At 47.7% G+C, this 21,765-nt stretch carries 19 protein-coding genes; 8 read left to right on the forward strand and 11 right to left on the reverse strand.

Going from position 1 to position 21,765, the window contains the following annotated elements; genetic code table 11:
- Positions 1–623: 623 nt before the first annotated feature.
- From ACN0R8_RS15695 to ACN0R8_RS15715, 5 genes are all read right to left on the reverse strand, one after another.
- A complete protein-coding gene (locus ACN0R8_RS15695) occupies positions 624–1,148 on the reverse strand; it encodes a hypothetical protein (protein WP_417599073.1) in 525 nt (174 codons plus the stop codon).
- Between the two features lie 103 nt (positions 1,149–1,251).
- Positions 1,252–2,055: an SDR family oxidoreductase gene (locus ACN0R8_RS15700; RefSeq protein WP_215976044.1), complete on the reverse strand. Its 804-nt coding sequence runs from the start codon at positions 2,053–2,055 to the stop codon at positions 1,252–1,254.
- 11 nt (positions 2,056–2,066) lie between these two features.
- Entirely contained in the window at positions 2,067–2,900 is an 834-nt protein-coding gene (locus ACN0R8_RS15705; protein WP_215976043.1) for an alpha/beta fold hydrolase, read from the reverse strand.
- Positions 2,897–3,319, reverse strand: coding sequence for a MarR family winged helix-turn-helix transcriptional regulator (locus tag ACN0R8_RS15710; RefSeq protein WP_215976042.1), 423 nt, complete (start codon positions 3,317–3,319; stop codon positions 2,897–2,899). Before ACN0R8_RS15710 ends, ACN0R8_RS15705 begins: the two co-directional genes overlap by 4 nt.
- A 492-nt stretch (positions 3,320–3,811) precedes the next feature.
- Positions 3,812–4,141: a DUF4156 domain-containing protein gene (locus ACN0R8_RS15715; protein ID WP_417599076.1), complete on the reverse strand. Its 330-nt coding sequence runs from the start codon at positions 4,139–4,141 to the stop codon at positions 3,812–3,814.
- A 229-nt stretch (positions 4,142–4,370) separates the two neighbouring features.
- Between ACN0R8_RS15715 and ACN0R8_RS15720 the strand changes: the two genes are divergently transcribed.
- The 6 genes from ACN0R8_RS15720 (at position 4,371) to ACN0R8_RS15745 (ending at position 11,023) form a co-directional block, all read left to right on the forward strand.
- Entirely contained in the window at positions 4,371–5,381 is a 1,011-nt protein-coding gene (locus ACN0R8_RS15720; protein WP_417599078.1) for an ABC transporter substrate-binding protein, read from the forward strand.
- A 113-nt stretch (positions 5,382–5,494) separates the two neighbouring features.
- On the forward strand, positions 5,495–6,394 hold the full coding sequence (locus ACN0R8_RS15725; RefSeq protein ID WP_417599080.1) for an ABC transporter permease: 900 nt from the start codon (positions 5,495–5,497) through the stop codon (positions 6,392–6,394).
- A complete protein-coding gene (locus ACN0R8_RS15730) occupies positions 6,387–7,223 on the forward strand; it encodes a quaternary amine ABC transporter ATP-binding protein (protein WP_417599082.1) in 837 nt (278 codons plus the stop codon). The genes ACN0R8_RS15725 and ACN0R8_RS15730 overlap by 8 nt, the downstream gene beginning before the upstream one ends.
- A 116-nt stretch (positions 7,224–7,339) precedes the next feature.
- Entirely contained in the window at positions 7,340–7,792 is a 453-nt protein-coding gene (locus ACN0R8_RS15735) for a cytochrome b562 (RefSeq protein WP_417599084.1), read from the forward strand.
- 191 nt (positions 7,793–7,983) lie between these two features.
- Positions 7,984–10,233 (forward strand): protein-disulfide reductase DsbD family protein, encoded by a 2,250-nt coding sequence (locus ACN0R8_RS15740; RefSeq protein ID WP_417599086.1) that lies wholly within the window; start codon positions 7,984–7,986, stop codon positions 10,231–10,233.
- Between the two features lie 97 nt (positions 10,234–10,330).
- Positions 10,331–11,023, forward strand: a complete 693-nt coding sequence (locus tag ACN0R8_RS15745; protein ID WP_417599088.1) for a cytochrome b/b6 domain-containing protein — start codon at positions 10,331–10,333, stop codon at positions 11,021–11,023.
- Positions 11,024–11,117: 94 nt separating this feature from the next.
- Here the strand turns inward: ACN0R8_RS15745 and ACN0R8_RS15750 are convergent, their stop codons facing one another.
- Positions 11,118–11,585: a flavodoxin domain-containing protein gene (locus ACN0R8_RS15750; RefSeq protein WP_417599090.1), complete on the reverse strand. Its 468-nt coding sequence runs from the start codon at positions 11,583–11,585 to the stop codon at positions 11,118–11,120.
- 306 nt (positions 11,586–11,891) lie between these two features.
- Between ACN0R8_RS15750 and ACN0R8_RS15755 the strand changes: the two genes are divergently transcribed.
- Positions 11,892–12,668 carry an alpha/beta fold hydrolase gene (locus ACN0R8_RS15755; RefSeq protein ID WP_417599092.1) on the forward strand — a complete coding sequence of 259 codons (777 nt, stop codon included), beginning with the start codon at positions 11,892–11,894 and terminating at the stop codon, positions 12,666–12,668.
- Between the two features lie 137 nt (positions 12,669–12,805).
- Positions 12,806–14,068: an adenosylmethionine--8-amino-7-oxononanoate transaminase gene (gene bioA / locus ACN0R8_RS15760; RefSeq protein WP_417599094.1), complete on the forward strand. Its 1,263-nt coding sequence runs from the start codon at positions 12,806–12,808 to the stop codon at positions 14,066–14,068.
- A gap of 65 nt (positions 14,069–14,133) precedes the next feature.
- Here the strand turns inward: bioA and ACN0R8_RS15765 are convergent, their stop codons facing one another.
- From ACN0R8_RS15765 to ACN0R8_RS15785, 5 genes are all read right to left on the reverse strand, one after another.
- Positions 14,134–16,731 carry an EAL domain-containing protein gene (locus ACN0R8_RS15765; RefSeq protein ID WP_417599096.1) on the reverse strand — a complete coding sequence of 866 codons (2,598 nt, stop codon included), beginning with the start codon at positions 16,729–16,731 and terminating at the stop codon, positions 14,134–14,136.
- A 105-nt stretch (positions 16,732–16,836) separates the two neighbouring features.
- On the reverse strand, positions 16,837–17,634 hold the full coding sequence (locus ACN0R8_RS15770) for a response regulator (RefSeq protein ID WP_417599098.1): 798 nt from the start codon (positions 17,632–17,634) through the stop codon (positions 16,837–16,839).
- A gap of 135 nt (positions 17,635–17,769) precedes the next feature.
- Positions 17,770–18,894, reverse strand: coding sequence for a DNA polymerase IV (gene dinB / locus ACN0R8_RS15775; RefSeq protein ID WP_417599100.1), 1,125 nt, complete (start codon positions 18,892–18,894; stop codon positions 17,770–17,772).
- 106 nt (positions 18,895–19,000) lie between these two features.
- Complete coding sequence (locus ACN0R8_RS15780) at positions 19,001–20,245, reverse strand: EAL and HDOD domain-containing protein (RefSeq protein WP_417599102.1); 1,245 nt, start codon at positions 20,243–20,245, stop codon at positions 19,001–19,003.
- Positions 20,246–20,487: 242 nt separating this feature from the next.
- Positions 20,488–21,738 carry a uracil-xanthine permease family protein gene (locus ACN0R8_RS15785; RefSeq protein ID WP_417599104.1) on the reverse strand — a complete coding sequence of 417 codons (1,251 nt, stop codon included), beginning with the start codon at positions 21,736–21,738 and terminating at the stop codon, positions 20,488–20,490.
- Between the last annotated feature and the right edge of the window lie 27 nt (positions 21,739–21,765).

Below are 21,765 nucleotides of genomic sequence, written 5' to 3' on the forward strand. Positions count from 1 at the left end.
TAGGCTGGGCGGCCTTCGCTATCATTCTTATAAGGCTGGTGAAACGCGGACAGATCCAGCTTTTCAGAAACGAGGTAGTGCAGAGCATGCTCAAAAGTACCGGGCTGCAGCTGATCCTGATAGTTAATGACCACCATCGACGTTTGATTGTAGTCGTAGTGCTTGAATCGAGCCATCACCGCCTCCTGCGTTTCAAAACCCGATCAGAGTATAGTTCGGGAGGTTTTTCTACAGCCTGAACGCCAAGTTAACCTGCCGGAGCGTAGTTGTTTGTTTTTGTGGTAGCGTAGCGGGGACCCACAAAAACGAACGACGCAGCGGAGGTCAGGTTGAACTTTTTGTTAGGCATTTTTCACTCCAATAACTGGTATATTTCTGAGCAAAAAGTATGTATTTCAGAAAAATTATGTTCAGTAAGCATATCTGTATAACCCTCCCCGCCGTAGTCCACGAGTTTAACTTGAGGAGGCAAAAGCTCCTTTAAGTCAGGGTTATTATTTAGGCACAGTTCCCTTAATTTATTGTAATTCAATCCAAATGACTCAGATGGGCGCTGGCCTCTTTCATTTTCATTCATAGATTCTATTGACTTCATTATGCCAAACGCTTTTTTACGTATATTGCTATTCATGTCCATTATCAGTCTTCTCCAAAAGTTCGACTTCAGCTAACAATTTTTCAATAGAATGCTCAAGGCTATTTTGCTTTTCTAGTAATGCCTTAATATTTTTAGATGCACCTGCACTATTGGATTCTTCCGCCCTCTTGATTTGACGGCCTATGCTATCCACTATCCTATTAGTTGCTTCCAATTTAGCCATCAATCCTGAAATCACAGATTGTTGGCTTAGAGCTATCGCAGATTTATTTTGTTGTTCAACTGATTGTTTAAGCTCATCAACTTGCAACTGTAAAGCCCGTTCTTGTTGCTCGAGAGCCTTGGTATTTTGGCTTAGCTCTTCGCCTTGCTGGAAATATCCAATAACTAGCCACAAAAAAGCTAAGGGAGCAAAAGCACCCGCGAAGAAATCACCCCATTCATTGAATCGCATTTCCGCGGCTGATTTCCAATCGCAATATAGTAAGATTGCCCACAAAGCAATCCAAATCACTGTAATCAACCACCCAAATATTATCCGATTGCTCATTATCTTCCTGTACGTGTGATGCCTAACGCCCGGCTCTGCGGCTGGCAAAAGTAGAGGCGAAGCCGGAGCTTTTGCAAGTCCGACAGCAGCCGATTGTTAGGCATTATTTGTTTGGTGGTGACGCGGCGCTACCTGCTAGGACCCCACCATCAACATTGAGCTCAATTCCGGTGACATACTTGGATTCGTCAGAAGCCAAATACAGAGCGGCATAGGCAACATCGATAGGTTCGCCCATAGCGCCAAGCGGGATCTCAGAAGAAATGACTTTGACCGCATTTTCTCTTTGCTCCCCCTCTCCAAGCATCACGTCCCATATCGGCGTATATATGGCACCCGGGTGAATAGAGTTACATCGAATAGGGTATTGTTTTTCAGCACAGTAAAGCGCAACAGATTTTGTATGGTTGCGAACAGCGGCTTTACTCGATGCATATGCAGCAGCAAAGGGGATGCCCACAATCCCTGACCTTGAAGAAATATTAACAATACTGGCGGATGAAGACTTCCGCATAAGCCGAATACCATATTTGCATCCCAGCGCCACCCCATCAAGATTCGTCTGATGGACTTTACGCCAGCTTTCAATATCCAGGTTTTCAGGGTCGTGAGGCCCATGAGTTTCAAGGATACCCGCTATTCCCGCATTATTAACAAGAATGTCTAATCCACCAAATTTATTTTTTAAAAACTTACTCGCGGCAATCCAATCATCTTCTTTTCCCACATCAAGGTGCAGATAACAAGCCATTTCACCAATGTCTGTGGCTACTCTTTTACCCAATTCATCATCCAGGTCGCTGACAATAACATTTGCCCCCTGATCAGCAAAAAGTTCAGCAATCGCCTTACCTATTCCTCTGGAAGCTCCTGTTACTAGCACATTTTTATTTCTAATTCTCAACATACCTCCCCCTACTAGCTTAAAAAATCTAGAACAGATTTGTTAAAGGTATGCGTTTGGTCCATTAGTGGCAAATGGCCCGCATCCTCTATTCTTAAAAACGTAGCGTTAGGTATTTGCGCAGCTGAACTCTCTCCATATTCAATGGGAAATAGCCGATCATTCTGTCCCCAAATCACTAATGTTCTGTTTTGTATCTTGCGGAGCGAGGCTTTCGGAATTTCTGAAACCGCCGAACCTCGGCCTTGCTTAAAAGCATTTTGTCCCCCAGTTCGCTTTAACACATCAATCGAATAGCGAGCGTGATTAGGATCTCTATTTTTAGGGTTAAACAGTATATAGCGAGAGAAGAAACGATCAGTGAGAGACGATGGAAAACTGTTCATTAAAATCATACTGAATAAGGAAGCGAACGAGGGCTTAGCACCGAGCCCTCCAGAATCAACCAAGACGAGTTTTTCAACCATTTGTGGATTATCTAGCACAAACTGAAGTGCAATTGCGCCGCCCTGAGACAAGCCCACAATATGCGCTTTGGGGATATCTAATGCTAACAAAAAGTCCTTTAGCCACTTGCAAAAATAAGCTTTGTCATAAGCAGCATTAGGCTTATCGGATTCTCCATAACCTACTATGTCAGGTGCAATTACCCGAAAGTCCTTTGAGAACGCGGCAATGGATGGATACCAAGTTATCGCCCCTGCCCCACCGCCATGTAGCAAGATCAGCGGTTGACCAGAGCCAGACGACAAGTAGGCAGTATTGACTGAGCCCACGCCAACATGATTTTGAGTAACAGACGTCTCAATTCTATTTATCAGAGCTTGCCGGTAACGGTTTATAGTCATTTTGTTACAACCTTAATCAGCTCTGATAATGTGCTTAACTGGTCTTTATCTAGAGACTCAAACAATGCAACAGATGAATACTCAAACGAAATTTTTGCCTCTTCAGTAATTTTCCTTCCAGTATCTGAAAGTGCAACCAGACTGACTCTGGCATCACGAGGATTATCTTCCTTTACAATAAGGCCTATTTTCTCCATAGGATTGAGAAGACGTGTGACGCCGGACGGGCTTAATCCCACTTTTTCCGCAAGGTCGCTGCGTCGCATTTTCTGACTTGTAGCGATATATAGCTGATTTAGAACAAGATATTCTGACAGACCAATACCATGCGCAGAAAGAGCGGCGCCAATCCTTTTCTGAATTTTGCTTTGCAGGTTGATGATATTTATCACCAAATCAGCTTCTAAATTTTTTGACACAGACACCTCTTTGCTTAATGCTTGAACTCGCAACTATAATCGCAGATTATTGCTAAGTCAAACATTACGCAACAATGCCGGAGTTAGAGATAGATGCCTAACATTTTAATCATAGGCATGCGCGTTTTGACGATTTCAATATACTGTCAAGAACTGAGAAAACAGCTTGATTCGAAAGGAAAAATCCATTTTCTGGTCTGACTGCTTCCCTGCTAAACGCGCATGCGCATATACGCCAATAACCACGCGCCTGTTATTGCCGAGCCCGTCCCTATAATTCATTGAATTTACAGCTTATCCAATTTTTTCGCACCGGTAAACCGAGCATAAAGTCGGACAAACCGCGCATGATTTTCAGTAAATCCAAAAATACACTGTATATTTAAGCAAGCACAGATATCACATGGCGGCATGCAGGAGTGAATTAAAATCTGATAACAAAACGCAAAAAAGGCTGCATCAGGCAGCCTTTTTCGGGGAGTAAGTCAAAGTTTAGGACTTACATTTGTAGAGATCAAAACCCACTTTGCCATCTTTAAGCGGGCCAGTCTGAACGATGGTATCCGCTCCCATCTCTACGGCCTGGTTTTTACCCAGAGTTACCAGCTCTTCCATGATGGTCTCTTTGTTGCGACTGAGACCAGCCACACTATCTTTCACAAAAGAGTTGGTGTGCCCCAGCTTCTCGCACCCAGCAACATTATGCGCTTTTGCCAGAAGCACCTGATCACTGCCTTCTACGGCCTTCACCCAACTACAACCTGACAAAAAGGTGAGGCCGAGCACCAGTAACCCTGTCTTAAATAATGTGTTTCTTTTCATGAACGGATCTCCTTTGAATTCACTATGTTATAACATGCTATAACGGTGAAATAAAAAGTGCTTTTTCAGCAGCTTTGCAGCTCTGAATGATGAATTTATCGTATAAATACCTGAATAACATATGGTTAACAGGTTTAAGTAAAAACCGGCTGAGCCTGTTATTCTGATTGAACACCAATGTTTTGACCCGTAATATTTCCGTCAAATGTTTAAACTAAGAGAATCAGGTATGAAAGCACTTCTGGCATCTTTGCCTCTAGCGTTGTCCCTCAGCGCACTACCAACACAAGCAATGGCTGCACCAGAGTGCGGTTCAGTTACCATCGCAGACATGAACTGGAATTCAGCCTCCTTTATGGCGCACCTTGACCAGTTTATTCTGGAGAACGCTTATAACTGCCAGACAGAACGCGTGCCAGGTGACTCCGTACCCACCAGTACTTCGATGATTGAAAAAGGTGAGCCGGATATTGCACCTGAACTTTGGACGAACTCTTCCAAGGCACAGCTGGACAAAGGTGTTGAAGAGGGCCGCTTACGTTATGCCGGACAGGTGCTGTCCCAGGGCGGTGAAGAAGGCTTCTGGGTGCCGCAGTATATGGTCGATGAGTACCCGGAGCTGGCCACCATTGAGGGTGTGCGCCAACATGCGGATCTTTTTGAACACCCTGAATATGATGACCGCTCCGCTTTTTACAGCTGCCCGGCAGGCTGGGTTTGCCAGATTACCGCAGGCCATCTGTTTGACGCTCTGGAGCTGGAAGAAGCCGGTTTTGAACAGGTCGATCCCGGTTCTGGTGCGGCGCTGGCGGGCTCTTTAGCCAAAGCCTACGACCGCAAAGAGCCTTGGTTTGGCTACTATTGGGCTCCGACGCCGGTGATGGGTAAGTATGAAATGGTAAAAGTAGACTTTGGCACAGGTGTCGATCTCGAACATTACCGTAACTGCACGACTCAGGCCGACTGCACCACCCCCAAGGTTACCATGTACCCCTCCGCTCCGGTTCATACCATCACCACCAGCGGCTTTGCCAAACGGGCTCCGGCGGCTTATGAATATATCGCCGGTCGCAGCCTGACCAACCCTCAAATGAGTGCCATCCTTGCATGGATGGAAGAAAATCAGGCCGATGGTGAATACGCAATGGAGCACTTTCTATTGAATTACCCTGAGGTCTGGAGAAATTGGCTGCCCAAGGCTGAGGCCCAAAAACTGCAGCAAGCGGTAGATCAATTATAATTATCAGTCAGAAAATGCCCGGACACACTTCGGGCATACTCCTCTGTCGGGACTGCTCACTAAAAGCCTGCGCTGCAGGCTGCAACGCTCATCAAACCTGATTAGGATCTGCTATGGCCGATGGTGGCTGGTTGACCGAATTCCCTGAAATGGAACGCAGTGATCTGCGTGCTATACGTAAAACACTGGATACCGCCTACCGGGATTTTTCCCGCAGTTACGGTGAACAGATCGAAAACTTTTTTGATCCCTTACTCTCTCTTCTGATTGGCTTTGAACAGCTGCTGTTAGCCACTCCATGGTGGCTGGTAATTGCCGTGATCTGCTCAATCAGCTACCTGGCCAGTCGCTCTCTGCGTTTAAGCCTTGGGGTTGCCATCGCTTTTTTTGCCATCGGTTACTTTGGTATGTGGGAAGATACAATGCAAACCATGAGCATTATTTTGGTCTGCACCCTGCTTGCGATCATTCTGGGCATACCGCTGGGTATTTTGATGTCTCGCTCTGACCGGCTACAAAAATTGCTGATACCTCTACTGGATGTGATGCAGACCATGCCAGCCTTTGTCTACCTGATACCTGTTGTCATGCTACTGGGGATTGGCCGGATTCCCGGCGTTATCGCGGTGGTCATTTACGCCATACCTCCTGTGATTCGCCTGACCAACCTGGGTATACGCTTAGTTGATAAAAGCGTACTGGAAGCCGCCACCGCCTTTGGTGCCGGTTACCTGAAACGCCTGACCAGCGTACAGCTGCCTCTGGCTCTGCCGACCATCATGGCGGGTATTAATCAGACGATTATGATGGCTCTGTCCATGGTGGTGGTCGCCTCCATGATCGGCGTAAAAGGTCTCGGTCAACCTGTGTTGAAATCCATTACCAACCAGTACTTTACTCTGGGGCTTCTGAACGGACTGGCTATTGTCGTTCTGGCCATTGTCTTTGACCGTATTTCCCAAAGTTACGCCCGGCGCAGCCAGCAGCACCTGCAAGGGGGCAACCATGACTGAACCTGTGATCCGTATCCGCCATCTGAGTAAAATCTTTGGTAAACGGGCAGAAAAGGTACTGCCGCTGATGCATCAGGGCATCGGTAAAGATCAGCTGCTGTCTGAACACAATCACGCGCTGGGCCTGCAGAATATCAATCTGGAGATCGCACCCGGCGAAATTTTTGTCATCATGGGTTTATCCGGTTCGGGAAAATCAACGCTGATTCGTCATTTCAACCGACTTATTGAACCGACTGAAGGCCAGATTGAGATCAAGGGTACCGATATCACCACTCTGAGCCGCAAACAGCTGGAAGTATTCCGTCAACAGCATCTGTCCATGGTGTTTCAGCGCTTTGCACTGCTACCTCACAGAAATGTACTGGATAATGTCGCCTATGGCCTGGAGATACAGCGTATTCCCAAGGAGCAGCGTCTGGAAAAGGCCTCTTATTGGCTCGACAAGGTTGGCCTGACAGGTTATGACCGCCAATACCCAAATCAGCTATCCGGAGGTCAGCAGCAGCGCGTCGGTCTGGCCCGAGCCTTATGTACTGATGCCGATATCCTGCTGATGGACGAAGCCTTCTCCGCCCTCGACCCACTGATCCGTGCTGACATGCAAGTCCAGCTGAAACAGCTACAGAAACAGCTGCATAAGACGATTATATTTATTACCCATGATCTGGATGAAGCCATAACACTCGGTGACCGAATTGCTATTCTGAAAGATGGCTGTCTGATACAGCAGGGGACGCCGCAGCAGATTCTGCAGCACCCTGCAGATGATTATGTGGCTGCGTTTGTGCAGCATGTTCGCCCGGACGCCCTACACAAGGCTTCATAACCTTATAACTTAATGGAACTTTACCTTTCAGATCTGGACTAAAATAACCTGACATGTTTACATAAGATATAACTTATTATACGCAATAAATGCTTGATTAGATGGAGAAAACGCAAATGAATGCAATGGGACTGAAAAAATCTCTGTTCGCTGTTTCCTTAGCCTCTGCCCTGTTTTTAGGTGCCACAGATGTACGGGCAGCACAGTGCGGTGAAACAAAGCTGGCAGAGCAGATGGACGAAATGAAAGACCACCTGAAAGCCTACAAAAATGCGGCGAAATCTGAAGACTGGGCGATCATGGCGGAAAACCGTGCGGCACTGCAGGAACTAGCCGACAGTGCTAAGAAAGAACTACCTTTCAAAGCACAAAGCGAACCTAAAGCGGCCCAGGAAAAGATGCAAAGCAACTACCAGAAAGGTATGACCCACCTGGAAGAGCTTTTGGATAACCTCGAAACAGCTGAAAACAGCAAAGACGCAGATAAAGTTATGTCGCTGATGCAAGAGATTGGCAAGCATACTAAAAAGGGCCACAGGGCTTTCAAACAGAAGTGTGATGACGAGTAAGCTTTAGGTCACGCTCTGCGTTAATACTAAAGCCCGGTTAAACCGGGCTTTATTGATCATAAACAGCCAATATGATCAATAAAGTCTGACTCAACCTGAAACTCCGTGTGGCCTCTGATGTCTCATCGGCGATATCTGTCAGTGGTACTCTTGCCACTATATTTAAGCAGTTTTCTGTACGGGATTTTACTTTGAACATTTTTGCTGTTTTGCTATCGGCTCTGCACCACTTTCGTATGGATAGCAGGCTTTCTTTGCTTGCGTTCAGCCGTAAGCATACATCCGCCGGGATATTTCTTCTTGCCACCTTCCTGATCAGTTTGTCAGCCCAGGCAGCCCAAAGTGACTGGTCAGAAACGCCTCAGGCAAAAGCTCGTTTACTGATCGCCGCAGTAGAATCAAAAAACAACCAGACCATACTGAAAGCAGGTCTGGAGATTCAAATGGATGATGGCTGGAAAACCTACTGGCGAACTCCGGGAGCCGCAGGTATTCCACCCGCTGTAAAAGCAGCTCAGGGCAGCGCCCTTGATAATATTCAACTGTACTATCCGGCACCATCACGCTTGGATTTTCAGGGATTGCAGCTCTATGGTTATGAAGAGCGAATTATTTTCCCTCTGGATCTGACGTTAAGATTACCGCTTAAGGAAGACGCAACCATTGCAGTGGATACCCGAATCCTGATCTGCCGGGAGCTCTGTATTCCTGTTAGTTTCAAATCTGAAATACCTGTCTCAGAACTGCCGAATCTGGCCGACACTCAATCTGGTGTTTTGGATGCCGATGCAGCCTTCAGTATTAATCAGTTTGTCAGCCGTATCCCTCGTCCTGCAGACCTTGCAGGATTTAAGCCGGCAAAGGTTCAGCTGGATAGCGAACAGAAAATTCTCCAGATTGAACTACAGCTACCAGAATCAACGCAACTACAGGATCTGTTCCCGGAGCTACAACCGGAGCCTGAGCTGAATGCTCCGGTGATTGGCAAACCGGAAATACTACCCGGCACAAATGATCAGCTCTGGACTGCCCAGTTTCTGATAGAGCGCAAACAGATGCCAAGCCCTGATAAAGCGGCCAATCTGGTGATTCGCACGTCACAGGGTGATTTTGAGCTACCAATGCGCTGGCAAATGGCCGACGCCCCACTGAGCCGTATCGAAGGCACTCAGGTTAAAGGCCATAAGGGCTCTGTACCGGGTATCAATCGAGATTCCTCAATATCAGCCCCCTTATGGCTTATGCTTCTGATGGCTCTGGCTGGCGGCCTTATTCTGAACCTGATGCCCTGTGTTCTTCCGGTACTTTCCATTAAGGTTCTGCATCTGATAAAACACAGCGAACTGAGTACCTCTCAGATTCGCAGCAGCTTTATCGCTACCGCAGCCGGTATTATCAGCTCATTTGCATTACTGGCCGGTGCGCTTATCGTTCTTAAAGCCAGTGGTCAGGCAATCGGTTGGGGAATTCAGTTCCAGCAGCCCATTTTTATTGCCGCACTGGCTTTTATCGTTATCATTTTTGCCGGTAACCTCTGGGGATTATTCGAGTTACGCCTACCCGCCATAATCTCATCCCTGGGTTCATCAGTGCATCAAGAGGCACCTGAAAAGAGCCATTCTCTTTTCGGATCTTTCAGCCAAGGGGCACTGGCAACGATTCTGGCAACCCCTTGCTCAGCTCCTTTTTTAGGTACCGCCATAGGTTTTGCCTTCTCTCAGGACTACCTCACCCTGCTGCTGATTTTTATTACATTAGGTATCGGTCTGGCCCTGCCTTACCTGCTGCTGACCCTGAAGCCGGAGTGGATCTATAAGCTACCTAAACCCGGACACTGGATGCTCACCCTTAAGCGTGTTCTCGGTAGTGGACTTCTGGTAACCGCCGGATGGTTGCTCTGGGTATTATCAGATCTGATCATATTCAATGGTGTCATTGCCATTGCAAGCCTCGCTCTGCTTTGGTGGCTGATGGTCAAACGCCATCGACTGTTTTGGCTTATCCCTGTTGCGGCTCTGCTGATCATACCGGTACTCCCTCAACCGGACGTTAACCTGACATCAAGCTCTGCCGACAGTCAGGATCAGCTAAACTGGGCAGCTTTTGAGCCCAATCAAATTGATAAGCAGGTTGCAGAAAACAAAGTGGTATTTATCGATATCACCGCGCGCTGGTGCGTCACTTGCATCGCCAATAAAGTGGCTGTCATCAATACACCGGAAATTCAGCAAGCACTGTCAGCGGAGAATATTCTGCCAATGCGGGGAGACTGGACTCGTCCGAATGCAACAATCAGCGATTTTCTGAACCGTCATCAACGCTTTGGCATCCCTTTTAATGCAGTCTATGGGCCTGGCGCGCCACAAGGTATCTTGCTGGGTGAAATCTTAAGCAAAAAAGCGCTTCTGGATGCCCTTAAAAAAGCGGCTGGCGATACCTGACAAACAGTTGCTATCTGATAATCCATCGATAGCAGATGAGCTATTGATACCCGGTAAACAAGCGATTTAACGTCTTGCACTCTTGAAAGGAGAAAACATGCAATCACATACGGAACAGGCAACCAAGGCGGTTAAAGTCTGGGATATCAGCATACGGCTCTTTCACTGGTCATTAGCCGGACTGATCGGCTTTTTGTGGTGGAGCGGGACAGAAGGGGTACAAATGGACAACCATGTTCTGGCGGGATATACCGTACTGGGGTTGGTAGTCTATCGGGTAATCTGGGGCTTTATTGGCAGTTATCACGCCCGGTTTATTAACTTTATCCGCTCACCCATAAAAACACTGAAATCCATTCCGGATGTAATTTCAGTACACAGTGATTCTCACCATGTAGGGCACAACCCTGTTGGCGCTTGGATGGTGGTTGCCCTGATTCTGATTCTGCTGGCTCAGGGGATCTCAGGCCTGGGCACCACCGATGATATTTTTATTGATGGCCCATTGGTTCCTTATATCAGCGAGGATATGGTCTACTGGCTGACAGACCTGCACCTTACCTTGCCGGACTATCTGATTGCACTGGTGGTACTGCATGTGGCAGCCGTACTCTTTCACGACACCTTTAAACGTGAACACCTGATTCAGGCGATGGTCACCGGAGTTAAAAAAGTACCGGCATCACTGGCGGATTCAATCCGGCAATCCGAGCTGCCTGCTAAACGCTTTCTGGTTGTTGTTGCACTGCTATCCGGCATGGGCTGGTGGCTGATCAGCACCTTCGGCTAGCACTCTTAGCGTACAATACCGGAGGGGCTTCCCCTCCGGTATTGTCTTAAGCGATCAGCGATACGATGCGATAACATGGCATCTCTTTACTCAGCTACGCCATTTCTACCTGTTGCAGCTGATCAGCCCAGCGACCGATCCAGTCCGCTGCCGGCTCCGTTGCATCAAAATGCTCCGCAGCATCTATCTCTAATGGACGGCCAATGCGCTGGCCGCCATATTCTGCGAAAACAGCATCGATCTTTTTACCAGCGTCACAGAACGTCTCATCGTAAGAGCTATCACCCAAAGAGATAATGCCATATTTCAGATGAGACAATGCTGCTCCTGTCTCATTCAGCGTATGATAAAATTTGTCAAAATTAGGCGGGAAATCTCCGGCACCTGTGGTGGAGCAGGAAACCAGAACAGCCTCCAGATCCTTATTCTCAAGATCCGCAATCGTTGGCTCCTCTGACACCTCAACGGTATAGCCTTTTGCTTCCAGCATTGGCTGAATATGATCCGCGACATCCCGCGCCCCACCGTATACGGTTCCTACCAAAATCTTAATTGCGGCCATAAAAAACTCCTAGAATAAACGGACAACGATTAACCAACTAAAATACTCAGCTATTATAGCGACAAGCCTACAAAAACCAAAACATCATATACCCCACCCAAACCCAAACGGGTGATCTGAAAGCCTGTTATTGCTGATTACAGTTAATCCCCAAACTTTTTGATACTCATCAAAGCTGCTTATTGTATTATTTATTGTATATGTTTAGTCTAACACCTTTTAGTGATGTCTTAGTCTCCGGGGCTATAAAAATAAGATCAATAACGACAACTAACAACCTTGCCCCGCTCCATACAAGGATGCTCTATGTTTGCTCAGGACTTTAATGAACTTGGTTACCTGGCCAGCCAATGGCCAATCAACCCGGATATACCAACACTTCTGATGGTACATGGCGCAGGCCTGAACCACTCACAGTGGCAGAAGCAGATGACCGGCCTGAAAGGTCACGCCAATATGATTGCGGTTGACCTCCCAGGGCATGCCTTAAGTGCACACCATGATGGCAACCAGTCTATCATTGATTATGCCGACACTCTTTCGGAGCTGGTGACAGAGCTGGACAGTTCTCAGCTCATCATGGCTGGCCACAGTATGGGTGGAGCTGTTTGCATTGAGTTTGCAATGCGTCACCCCACGCAGGTCGACGGCATGATACTGGTCAACACCGGGGCTAAACTCAAGGTTCAGCAGGATCTCCTGCAACAGATACACGATGATTACCCGGCCTTTATCCGCCACCTTACAGATAGTGCGCTTAGCGAAAATACCCCGCCTCAGGTTATCGAGCAATTTGCCGAGCTGCTGATGCAAAGTGAAACTGAGGCGGTTTACAATGACTTTGTCAGCTGTAATAGTTTTGACCGACTGGAAGACATTAAACAGATTGCCTGCCCGGCTCTGGTTATCAGCTCAGACCTAGATCAGATGACACCGCCCAAATATGGAGAGTTTCTGGCCGACCAACTCACCCAAGGCCAATTTACTCTGATTGAAGGCGCCGCTCATGTAAGTCCTATGGAAAAACCGGAAGCTGTCAATCATGCTATTCTGGGTTTTCTGCAACAATTTAATGGCCGCTAAGCGGCCATCCCCCCTCTAAGATACCCTATCACTAACCATGCCGCTGCATTAGCAGATCTGTCCTGGTAATACCCTTTCGTGACCAGCTATCAACTGGTAAACTAAATATAAATAAAACGGTTTACAACGGTGTGATTATGCAGGATACAAGCCTCTGGTTTCCCTATGCACAGATGAAAAATCTCGAAGTAAATTATGAAGTGGAAACAGGTGAAGGGCCTTATATTCAGCTGACCAATGGCATGAAGCTGCTCGATGCCACCTGTTCATGGTGGTGTATGATTCATGGCTACAGACACCCTGAAATCACCCAGGCCATTCATGACCAGGCGGATAAGCTGGCCCACGTTATGCTTGGCGGCCTGAAAAACCAACCGGCTGCGGCTCTCGCTAAAAAGCTGGTCGAAATAACGCCGGAAGGCCTGAATCATGTCTTTTTCAGTGACAGTGGTTCCGTCGGTATGGAAGTCGCTATGAAAATGGCGGTGCAGTTCTGGCAAAATCAGGGACGGACGAAGAAGTACAAAATGGCCTCCCTGATGCGCGCTTATCATGGCGATACCACAGGCTGCATGTCAGTATGTGACCCTGAAGAAGGTATGCACAGTCTGTTCAGCGGCCTGCTGCCAAAACATCATTTTGCCCCTGCCCCTACTGCATCATTTGATGCTCCGGCTGAATCCGTGGCCTCGGATATAGCCGAGCTGCGCAAGGTATTTGAACAGTACCATGAAGAAATAGCGGGTTTTCTGGTAGAGCCTCTGCTGCAGGCAGCGGGTGGCCTGAATATGTATAGCCCTATCTATTTGCAGGAAGCTCGTAAGCTATGTGATGAATTTGAGATTCTGTTTATCTTTGATGAAGTAGCCACAGGCTTTGGCCGGACAGGAAAGCTGTTTGCCGCCGAGTACGCAAACGTAACACCGGATATTATGGTACTCAGCAAAGGTCTGACCGGAGGTTATATCGGCCACGCGGCTACCCTTGCCAACGACCGGGTTTTTAATGCTTTCTGGGATGATGATGCCGGCAAAGCCTTTATGCACGGGCCAACCTTCATGGGCAACCCGCTGGCTTGTGCTGTAGCTCTGAAAAGTATTGAGATTTTTGAGCGAGATAACTATCTGGGTAAAATTGCTGCCCTTAACCAGCTCCTGAAAGAAGAACTACTTGGCTTCAGACATGACGCGGTTCTGAATACACGGGTGCTGGGCGCTGCAGCGGTAATTGAAGTAAAGGATGCCAAAAGCCTGCAAGGGGTACAGGACTTCGCCATCAGTCATGGTGTCTGGCTGCGATCATTTGATCGCTACCTTTATACCATGCCACCTTACATTATCTCAGCAGATCAGCTGAGAAAAATCACAGACGTTATGAAAGCGTGGTTCACTGCCAACTAAACGGACCTTCAACCTATAAACAGCCACCGGAAAATCAGCTGTTTATAGGTTAGACACCATAATTGTTAATTCTCAGCCTGAAGATTCAATGCCTCAAAGGGATTCCAGTGATCTGAGAGCCACTGACCAACTTGCTTTGCAGGCTCCGCCTTAGCAAACATAAAACCCTGTCCTTCATGGCAGCCATGGCGCTGCAGAAAACTCAGCTGCTCCTTGTTTTCTATGCCTTCTGCTACAACCTTCAATCCCATACCTTTTGCCATAGCGATAATGGTTGACGCCAGCCTGGCATCATCAGCATTATGTGCCACGTCCGTTACAAAAGTGCGATCAATTTTAAGGGCATCCAAGGGTAAGCGACGTAAATAGCTCAGTGATGAATACCCTGTGCCAAAATCATCAATGGAGATGTTTACGCCCTGCATACGCAGCGCATGCAAAATATCAGCAATGCGGTCGGCCTGCTCAGGAATGAAGCAACTTTCTGTAACCTCAAGCTCAAGCCAACTAGCCTGTACACCGGTATTCCGGACGATATGGCGAACAGTCGCCGCGAGATCACCCTTCATCAACTGCTGAACTGAAATATTCACTGCAACCGGTACAATTTCATACCCGCATTCATGCCAGTACAGCAGATCCCGACATACGGCCTCCAATACCCACTCACCCAGTATTCCAATAAGACCGAGACGCTCAGCGACAGGAATAAACTCCACAGGAGAGACCACCAAACCACTTACCTTATCATGCCACCTAAGCAGGGCTTCAAAACCAATCAACCTACCGGATTTAAGCTCAATTTTTGGTTGGTACTTTACCTGAAAGGCCTGGTCCTTAATCGCTTTGCGCAAACGGGTTTCTATGGTCAGCTCCCGCACGGAGTCATAATGCAAAGAATCCGTATAACGATGGAAACTCCCCCGGCCATCTGCCTTCACCCGGTACATAGCTGCATCAGCATTCTTAATCAGATCCTCTGATGTCATGCCATCATCAGGATAGATACTGATCCCAATACTGGTTGAGATATACAGTTCATGACTGCCGACAGAAATCGGCTCACTGATCGCATCATTAATGCGCTGCGCCAGCATCATAAGTCCGTCCATCGTATCGACTTCAGGCACCATCACAGTGAACTCATCGCCTCCCAAACGGGCAACAGAGTCACCTTCTCTCACCGTATGCGCCAAACGACCAGCAACAACCTTTAAAACCTCATCCCCCACAACATGCCCAAGAGAATCATTAATCCGCTTAAACATGTCCAGATCAAGAAAAAGTACGGCCAGACGATGCTGGTGACGATGAGCATTAGCAATAGCCTGCTCCAGTCGGTCCTGAAACAATCGACGGTTGGCAACCCCGGTCAGATCATCAAAAAAAGCCAGTCGCCGGATACGCTCTTCATCTTTCTTACGATCCGTAATATCGCTGAAAATAGCAGCAAACTGAGCGACATCACCTTCATCATTGTAGATAGCGGTAATTGTCAGCCATTCGGGATAGACCTGCCCATTTTTCCTTCGGTTCCAGATCTCTCCCTGCCAATACCCATTACTCTGCAGCTCACTCCAGAGGTGGCGGTAAAAATCTTCGGAGTGACGGCCTGAACTGAGCAATTTAGTACTTTGGCCAATCGCCTCGACTTCGCTATAGCCAGTAACCTGGGTAAACTTGGGGTTAACTGATTCGATGACACCGTGTTTATCTGTAATGATAATGCCGTCAAGACTGGCCTCAATCACACGCTGGGCAAGGCGCAAGTGCGCTGTCGAAGCTTTTAGTGCTTCATCTCTTGACTGCAGTGCCTCCTGCAGACGATTAACGTATTCATACTCAACACTGTCCAGAATATCGCCATAGGAGAGAATGCCGACAAGCCCTCCTCTTTGATTGACGACACCAAGGTGGCGAAAGCCTTTTTTCTTGAGTAGATTGCTGGCCTGCAGCAGCCCTGTATCTTCATCCACAGCATAAAGCTCATTACTGCAGACCTCTTTCAAAGTCCGGGCCGTCACACCTGCAGCCAACCACTGAACAATATCCCGTTCGGTGATAATGCTGTAATGCTCAGGGGTGCTACGTCGGACAGCAGCGGCATCCCGTTGACTTTCCCGCAGACGGTTCACTGCATCAGCCAGAGATAAAGACTCATCCAGAACAAGAGGAGCCTGATTCAGGGCCGAACGTACATTACGCATGCACAGATAGTGTTCTAACCCCTGGGAGCGGATCACGTCGGTTTGAGAGACAACGCCTATCGGGCCATGCTCCTGATCTGTGACCAGAAAATGCCGACGGCGTAAACGTTGGAACTTTAATGCAATTTCACTCAGACTCTCATCGCCATCAACAGTATCCACGGGCGAACTCATATAACCACTGATCGGTTTCTCACCCAAAGACTGATCAGTAAAGTCCAGCTTACGGGCATCCGCTTCAGTCCAGATTCCAACAGGTTCTCCGGCATCCATCACAAGAATAGAACTAACATGATGCTTATTCATCTGTAACGCGGCATCATGCAATGTTGCATCAGTGCAGCAACTCAGCAAGCTATGATGAATCACATCTCTGACCGGAACATCTGTGGTGAACATCATACGCCGATCTGTGATGGTGACTTTATGGGGCTTCTGCTTCAATTCAAATACCATATTGCACTCCGGCTCCGACACATCCGTGTTAGGTGCCGGTAAAATTTATGTCCCCACCTAATGTTGGTTATCAAGGGGATAATCGCGTTGCTCAGATTATCCTGATCAGCCCTCTAATAGCGAGGCCAATAAACCTTTAACTTGCGTTACCTCAAAAGGTTTATCACACAACGCAGAAACACCCGCTTGTTTAACTGAACTCAGCCGCGTTTCATTCTCCTCAGAGGTCACCATAAGAATCGGCACATGGGAAAGTTCAGTCTCATTGCGAATATAACGAATCAGCTCCTGACCATCCATATTCGGCATATTGTAGTCGGTCAGAATAAGGTCGAACGCTTGGTTTTCAATGATATTCCGCGCATCCAGCCCATCAACCGCTTCGGTAACATCCTGAATACCAATCTGATTCATAACCCGCTCCAGATGCTTACGGGCCATACGGCTATCGTCGACAATCAGGACGCGAAGGCTCTCAACATCGTAGAGATCCAGGGACAGCTCATCCGGATTGATATAATCAATAGTCGCCAAAAGTGCACGGTGCAGATCGGTACGAGTGAAGGGCTTCGGTAATAGCGCAAGGACTTTTGATTGCCGCACAGCTTCCAGGTTGTCATAGTTCTGCTCGCTGGAAACCACCATCACTGGAATATCCGCCGTTGCAGGATCCCGTTGCAGCAGCGCCACCAGCTCCGCTGCCGTTGCATCTGGCAGGTACATCGAAGTAATCAGTAAATCAGGCTGAAAGGTTTTCAGACGGGTATAAGCCTCACGGGCACTCCCGGCACCTTCGATATTATGGATACCTTCCGCCATAAGTTCGTTAATAATAATTTTACGTTGAGTATTAGAGGGTTCGACCAGAACAATCGAAAGATCCTGAACAGCTAAGCTTTCCATAATGCAACACTTCCGGGGCTAAAAATGTAAACATGAAGTTTAAAAACGTGTTACACCATCCTATGCAATTTGAACCAAAATATCACTAAGCAAAGCAAGGGGATGGCAAACTAATCGTGTATTTTCAGTGCGGGCTCAGGAAAAGAGGTTCAATTGCTCCGCAACCTCCGCAACCTCCGTCGGCTCACGGAGACGGATACCAATACCCAGGAGACGGATATTGAGCACCCCTCGCTGAATCGCCTCCGCAACCAGAGGCCTAAAAAGAGAGACACTCAGCCACTGCAACGGCTCATCGGCAACAGATCTGACAGAACCTTCTATCGTGGAGTCAGCGCTACCTTTTGAGAAAAAAGCCGTCTCTACAGTGGTCGATGAAAAATCTGCAAAACGTACTTTAGCAAACACACTGCGAACTTTACGGTCTTCATAGCCCTGATATCGGCGAATAAGAACAGGAAGCAAATGCTCTAAAGCAATTTCAATTTCGGACTGGACTTTAATATTTTCTGCGTAGGTTCGTTCCACGCTAACAGACTTACGTACCCGCTCAGTAACGACATCCCGGTAATCCTCGCCTCTGGCCCTCTGGTATAGAGTTAAGCCAAGCTTTCCGAATGACTCCGTCAGCTCCTTTACCGTTTTTTTCTGCAGATCCGCACAGGTCTCAATACCCAGCAGCTTCAGTTTCTCTTCCGTAACCTTACCAACACCATGAATGCGGCCCACTGGCAACGCTGATACGAACGGAGCAATTTGACCCGGAGTAATCACAAAGAGGCCATCAGGTTTCTGCCAGTCAGATGCAACCTTAGCCAGAAATTTATTCGGCGCGACACCGACAGATATTGTCACACCGGTGCGGCGTATAACTTCTGCTTTAAGCCACTGAGCCATACGGGTTGCACTGCCCTGAAAGTCAGCAACATCAGTAACATCGAGGTAAGCCTCGTCGATAGAGACCACTTCCACCCGATCAGTCAGCTCATAGAAAACTTCGCGGATTCTATCTGCTGTAGCCCGGTATTCATCCATACGCCCCTTGCAGAGAACCAAGTCAGGGCAGAGCTTTAATGCCTGGGCTGTCGGCATGGCTGAACGGACACCATAGAGCCTAGCGGGATAGTTACAGGTTGCAATCACTCCGCGCTTGTCAGCATCACCTCCAACGGCGATGGGCCTATCGGTCAGTGAAGGGTTATCGCGCATCTCTACGGCAGCAAAGAAGCAGTCACAATCAGCATGGATGATTTTTCGCATACCCCAGCCCTTATACTGTATGGATATACAATTCTAATCTATTTATTGTGCCGCGTCAGTGAGCAACTTTAAAAGCGGCCATCAGGCCTGGCCTATGCCGGTGTCGCTAGATTGCAGCACCCACAACTTCATCAGCCCAGGCCATCGCCTCGACATAGCACTCGGTCAGCATATGGCGATCAAAATCACTTTGCTCAACAAACGACCAGTCTGCTTTTTCATAAGCTTCAATCACTTTAAGAGCACTACCCAAAGCACCCTCATAGTGGATTAGGGCAGATTCAACACTTGGATGAAGTGACAGGTCTTCGAGAATAGAGGGCAGCGGGCGATCAAAAAAAGCATCCAGCATCGACAACAACCCCACGGTGAAGTAACTCTCAACAGGGGACTGACCTGTTTTTACCGCCAAACACTCACACATTTTAGCTCTCAGAAGCGCTATCGGCATCAGAGTATCACCACGACGACTGGAGCCCGCCAGCACCATCATGCTGACCAAGGATTTCAGGTTAGTGAAGCCCAACAAAACGATCGCCTGCCTCAGACTCTCGATTTTCCGGGGCAGAGAGTACTGGGCAGAGTTGATATACCGCAAAATACGATAGTACAGCTGAGGATCACGGGAGATTTGCTGCTCAATCATACCAACATCAGGTTCTGGCTGATGCAGCATCGCCATCAGTTGAGTCAATACGATACCACTATCGGATTTAGGCTGGCTCTTCATCGTCTCAGGTCTGGATAAAAAATAGCCCTGGAATAGCGTAAAGCCCATTTTTTTACAGGCCTCAAACTCATCCCAGGTCTCCACTTTTTCAGCCAGGAGCGGTATCTTCAACCGTTTAAGTATCGCGACTCGTTTTGCCAAAAGTTCAGGAGAACAAGCCATCACATCCAGCTTAATCAAGTCAGCATAAGGCAGAAAAGCCTTGGTTTCCTGGGTCAGAACGAAATCATCCAGTGCTATTTTATAACCTCTGGAACGCAAGTTTTTAAGTGCAGACAAAACCTCTGGCGTTGGCTTAATATCCTCCAACACCTCAAGAACGATACGCTCTGCAGGCTCAGGCAGCATATCCCCCCTCACCAGCCATTCATCTGTCATATTAATAAAAACAGGGTGCTTATCCGCAAGGCGGTCGATACCAATATCCATAAAGGCAACGGTACAAACACGGGCAGTGGCTTCATGAGGGCTACTGACATTAGCCTCACTCGCTGACGTATTATTACGATAGAGCAGTTCATAAGCGGCAAGTTTCAGGTTTTCATCACAAATAGGCTGACGAGCGATGCAATAATTTTCCTGAACATTTACTTGTGACTTAACTGACTCTTTGTTCTGCATATAAATACCGCCCTGATCCCAAAACAATCTATTTAAATAAACCTTTAAAGCCAGCCTATCCATCAGATAAAAACCATCATAGACAATGCTCTAATATTACTATATTGAGAAAGTGTAATCTAATATCAAACATAGCCGATGAAGTTTGTTTAAAAAATACTAACAACAAAAAAAAGCCCCCGGTTCTCACTGGGAGCTTTATCCTGCTAACCGTTATAGATTGAGCAAATGACTACATAGACTTACTCATCTTCACCCAGATGCTTTGGCAGCACCAGGTTCAGTACAATCCCGACGATGGCGCATAAGCTCACACCCTGAAGGCTGAATTCGCCGCCGCCAATGTACATACCGCCAATACCGAATACCAGAATCAGAGCGATAATACTCAGATTGCGGGGAGCGGTAAGATCCTGACCTGATTTAACCAGCGTATTCATACCAACAACAGCAATAGATCCAAACAGTAGGGTCATAATCCCCCCCATAACAGGTACAGGAATTGTCTGGAGTACTGCCCCCATCTTTCCAATAAAGGCCAGAACAATGGCAAATACTGCAGCCCAGGTCATGACCATAGGGTTAAAGTTGCGAGTCAGCATTACAGCGCCAGTTACTTCTGAATAAGTCGTGTTTGGCGGCCCGCCAAAAATTGCCGCTGCAGATGTCGCAAGACCATCCCCCATCAATGTACGGTGCAATCCCGGTTTTTTCAGATAGTCTTTACCGGTTACCTGGCTGATCGCCACCATATCACCAACATGCTCAATAGCCGGAGCAATAGCAACAGGAATCATAAACAGAATCGCCTGCCAGTGGAACTCTGGCATTGTAAAAGACGGCACTGCAAACCAGGCGGCTTCATGAACCGGCGTAAAGCTCACCAGCCCCATAAACAGAGCCAAAATATAGCCTGCAACAACACCGGCCAGAATAGGAATCAGCCGGAAAACACCTTTAGAAAAAACAGCAAACAGCAGCGTTACAACCAGAGAGAACATCGAAACGATGATCGCTTTGTCATAATCCACCAGAGCGGCAGATCCATCACCGGTTTTACCCATTGCCATATTAACCGCAACCGGTGCCAGCGCCAGCCCAATCACCATAATCACAGGCCCGACAACCACAGAGGGCAGTATACGGTGTAGAATACCAGCCCCTTTAGCACGCACAATGGCGCTAAGAATCAGATAAGCAATACCTGCAGCCAACAAACCACCCATGGTCGCAGGAATTCCCCAGTTTTGTACACTGGCGATAATAGGCGCAATAAAGGCGAAAGAAGATGCCAGAAAAACAGGCACCCGGCCCCGGGTCACGATCTGAAAGATCAGAGTACCAAAGCCCGCAGTGAATAAAGCCACATTAGGATCAAGGCCAGTTAGCAGGGGCACCAGCACTAGAGCACCGAAGGCTACAAACAGCATTTGCGCCCCGGTAAGAATTGTTTTCGGAGAGGTCGCAGAAGCGAACTGATTTTCTGTCGTCATGTCACACTCTGATTATTTTTAATATCG

Origin of the sequence: Oceanospirillum sp. (genome assembly GCF_048265165.1) — a bacterium.
Classification (GTDB): Bacteria; Pseudomonadota; Gammaproteobacteria; order Pseudomonadales; family Halomonadaceae; genus Oceanospirillum.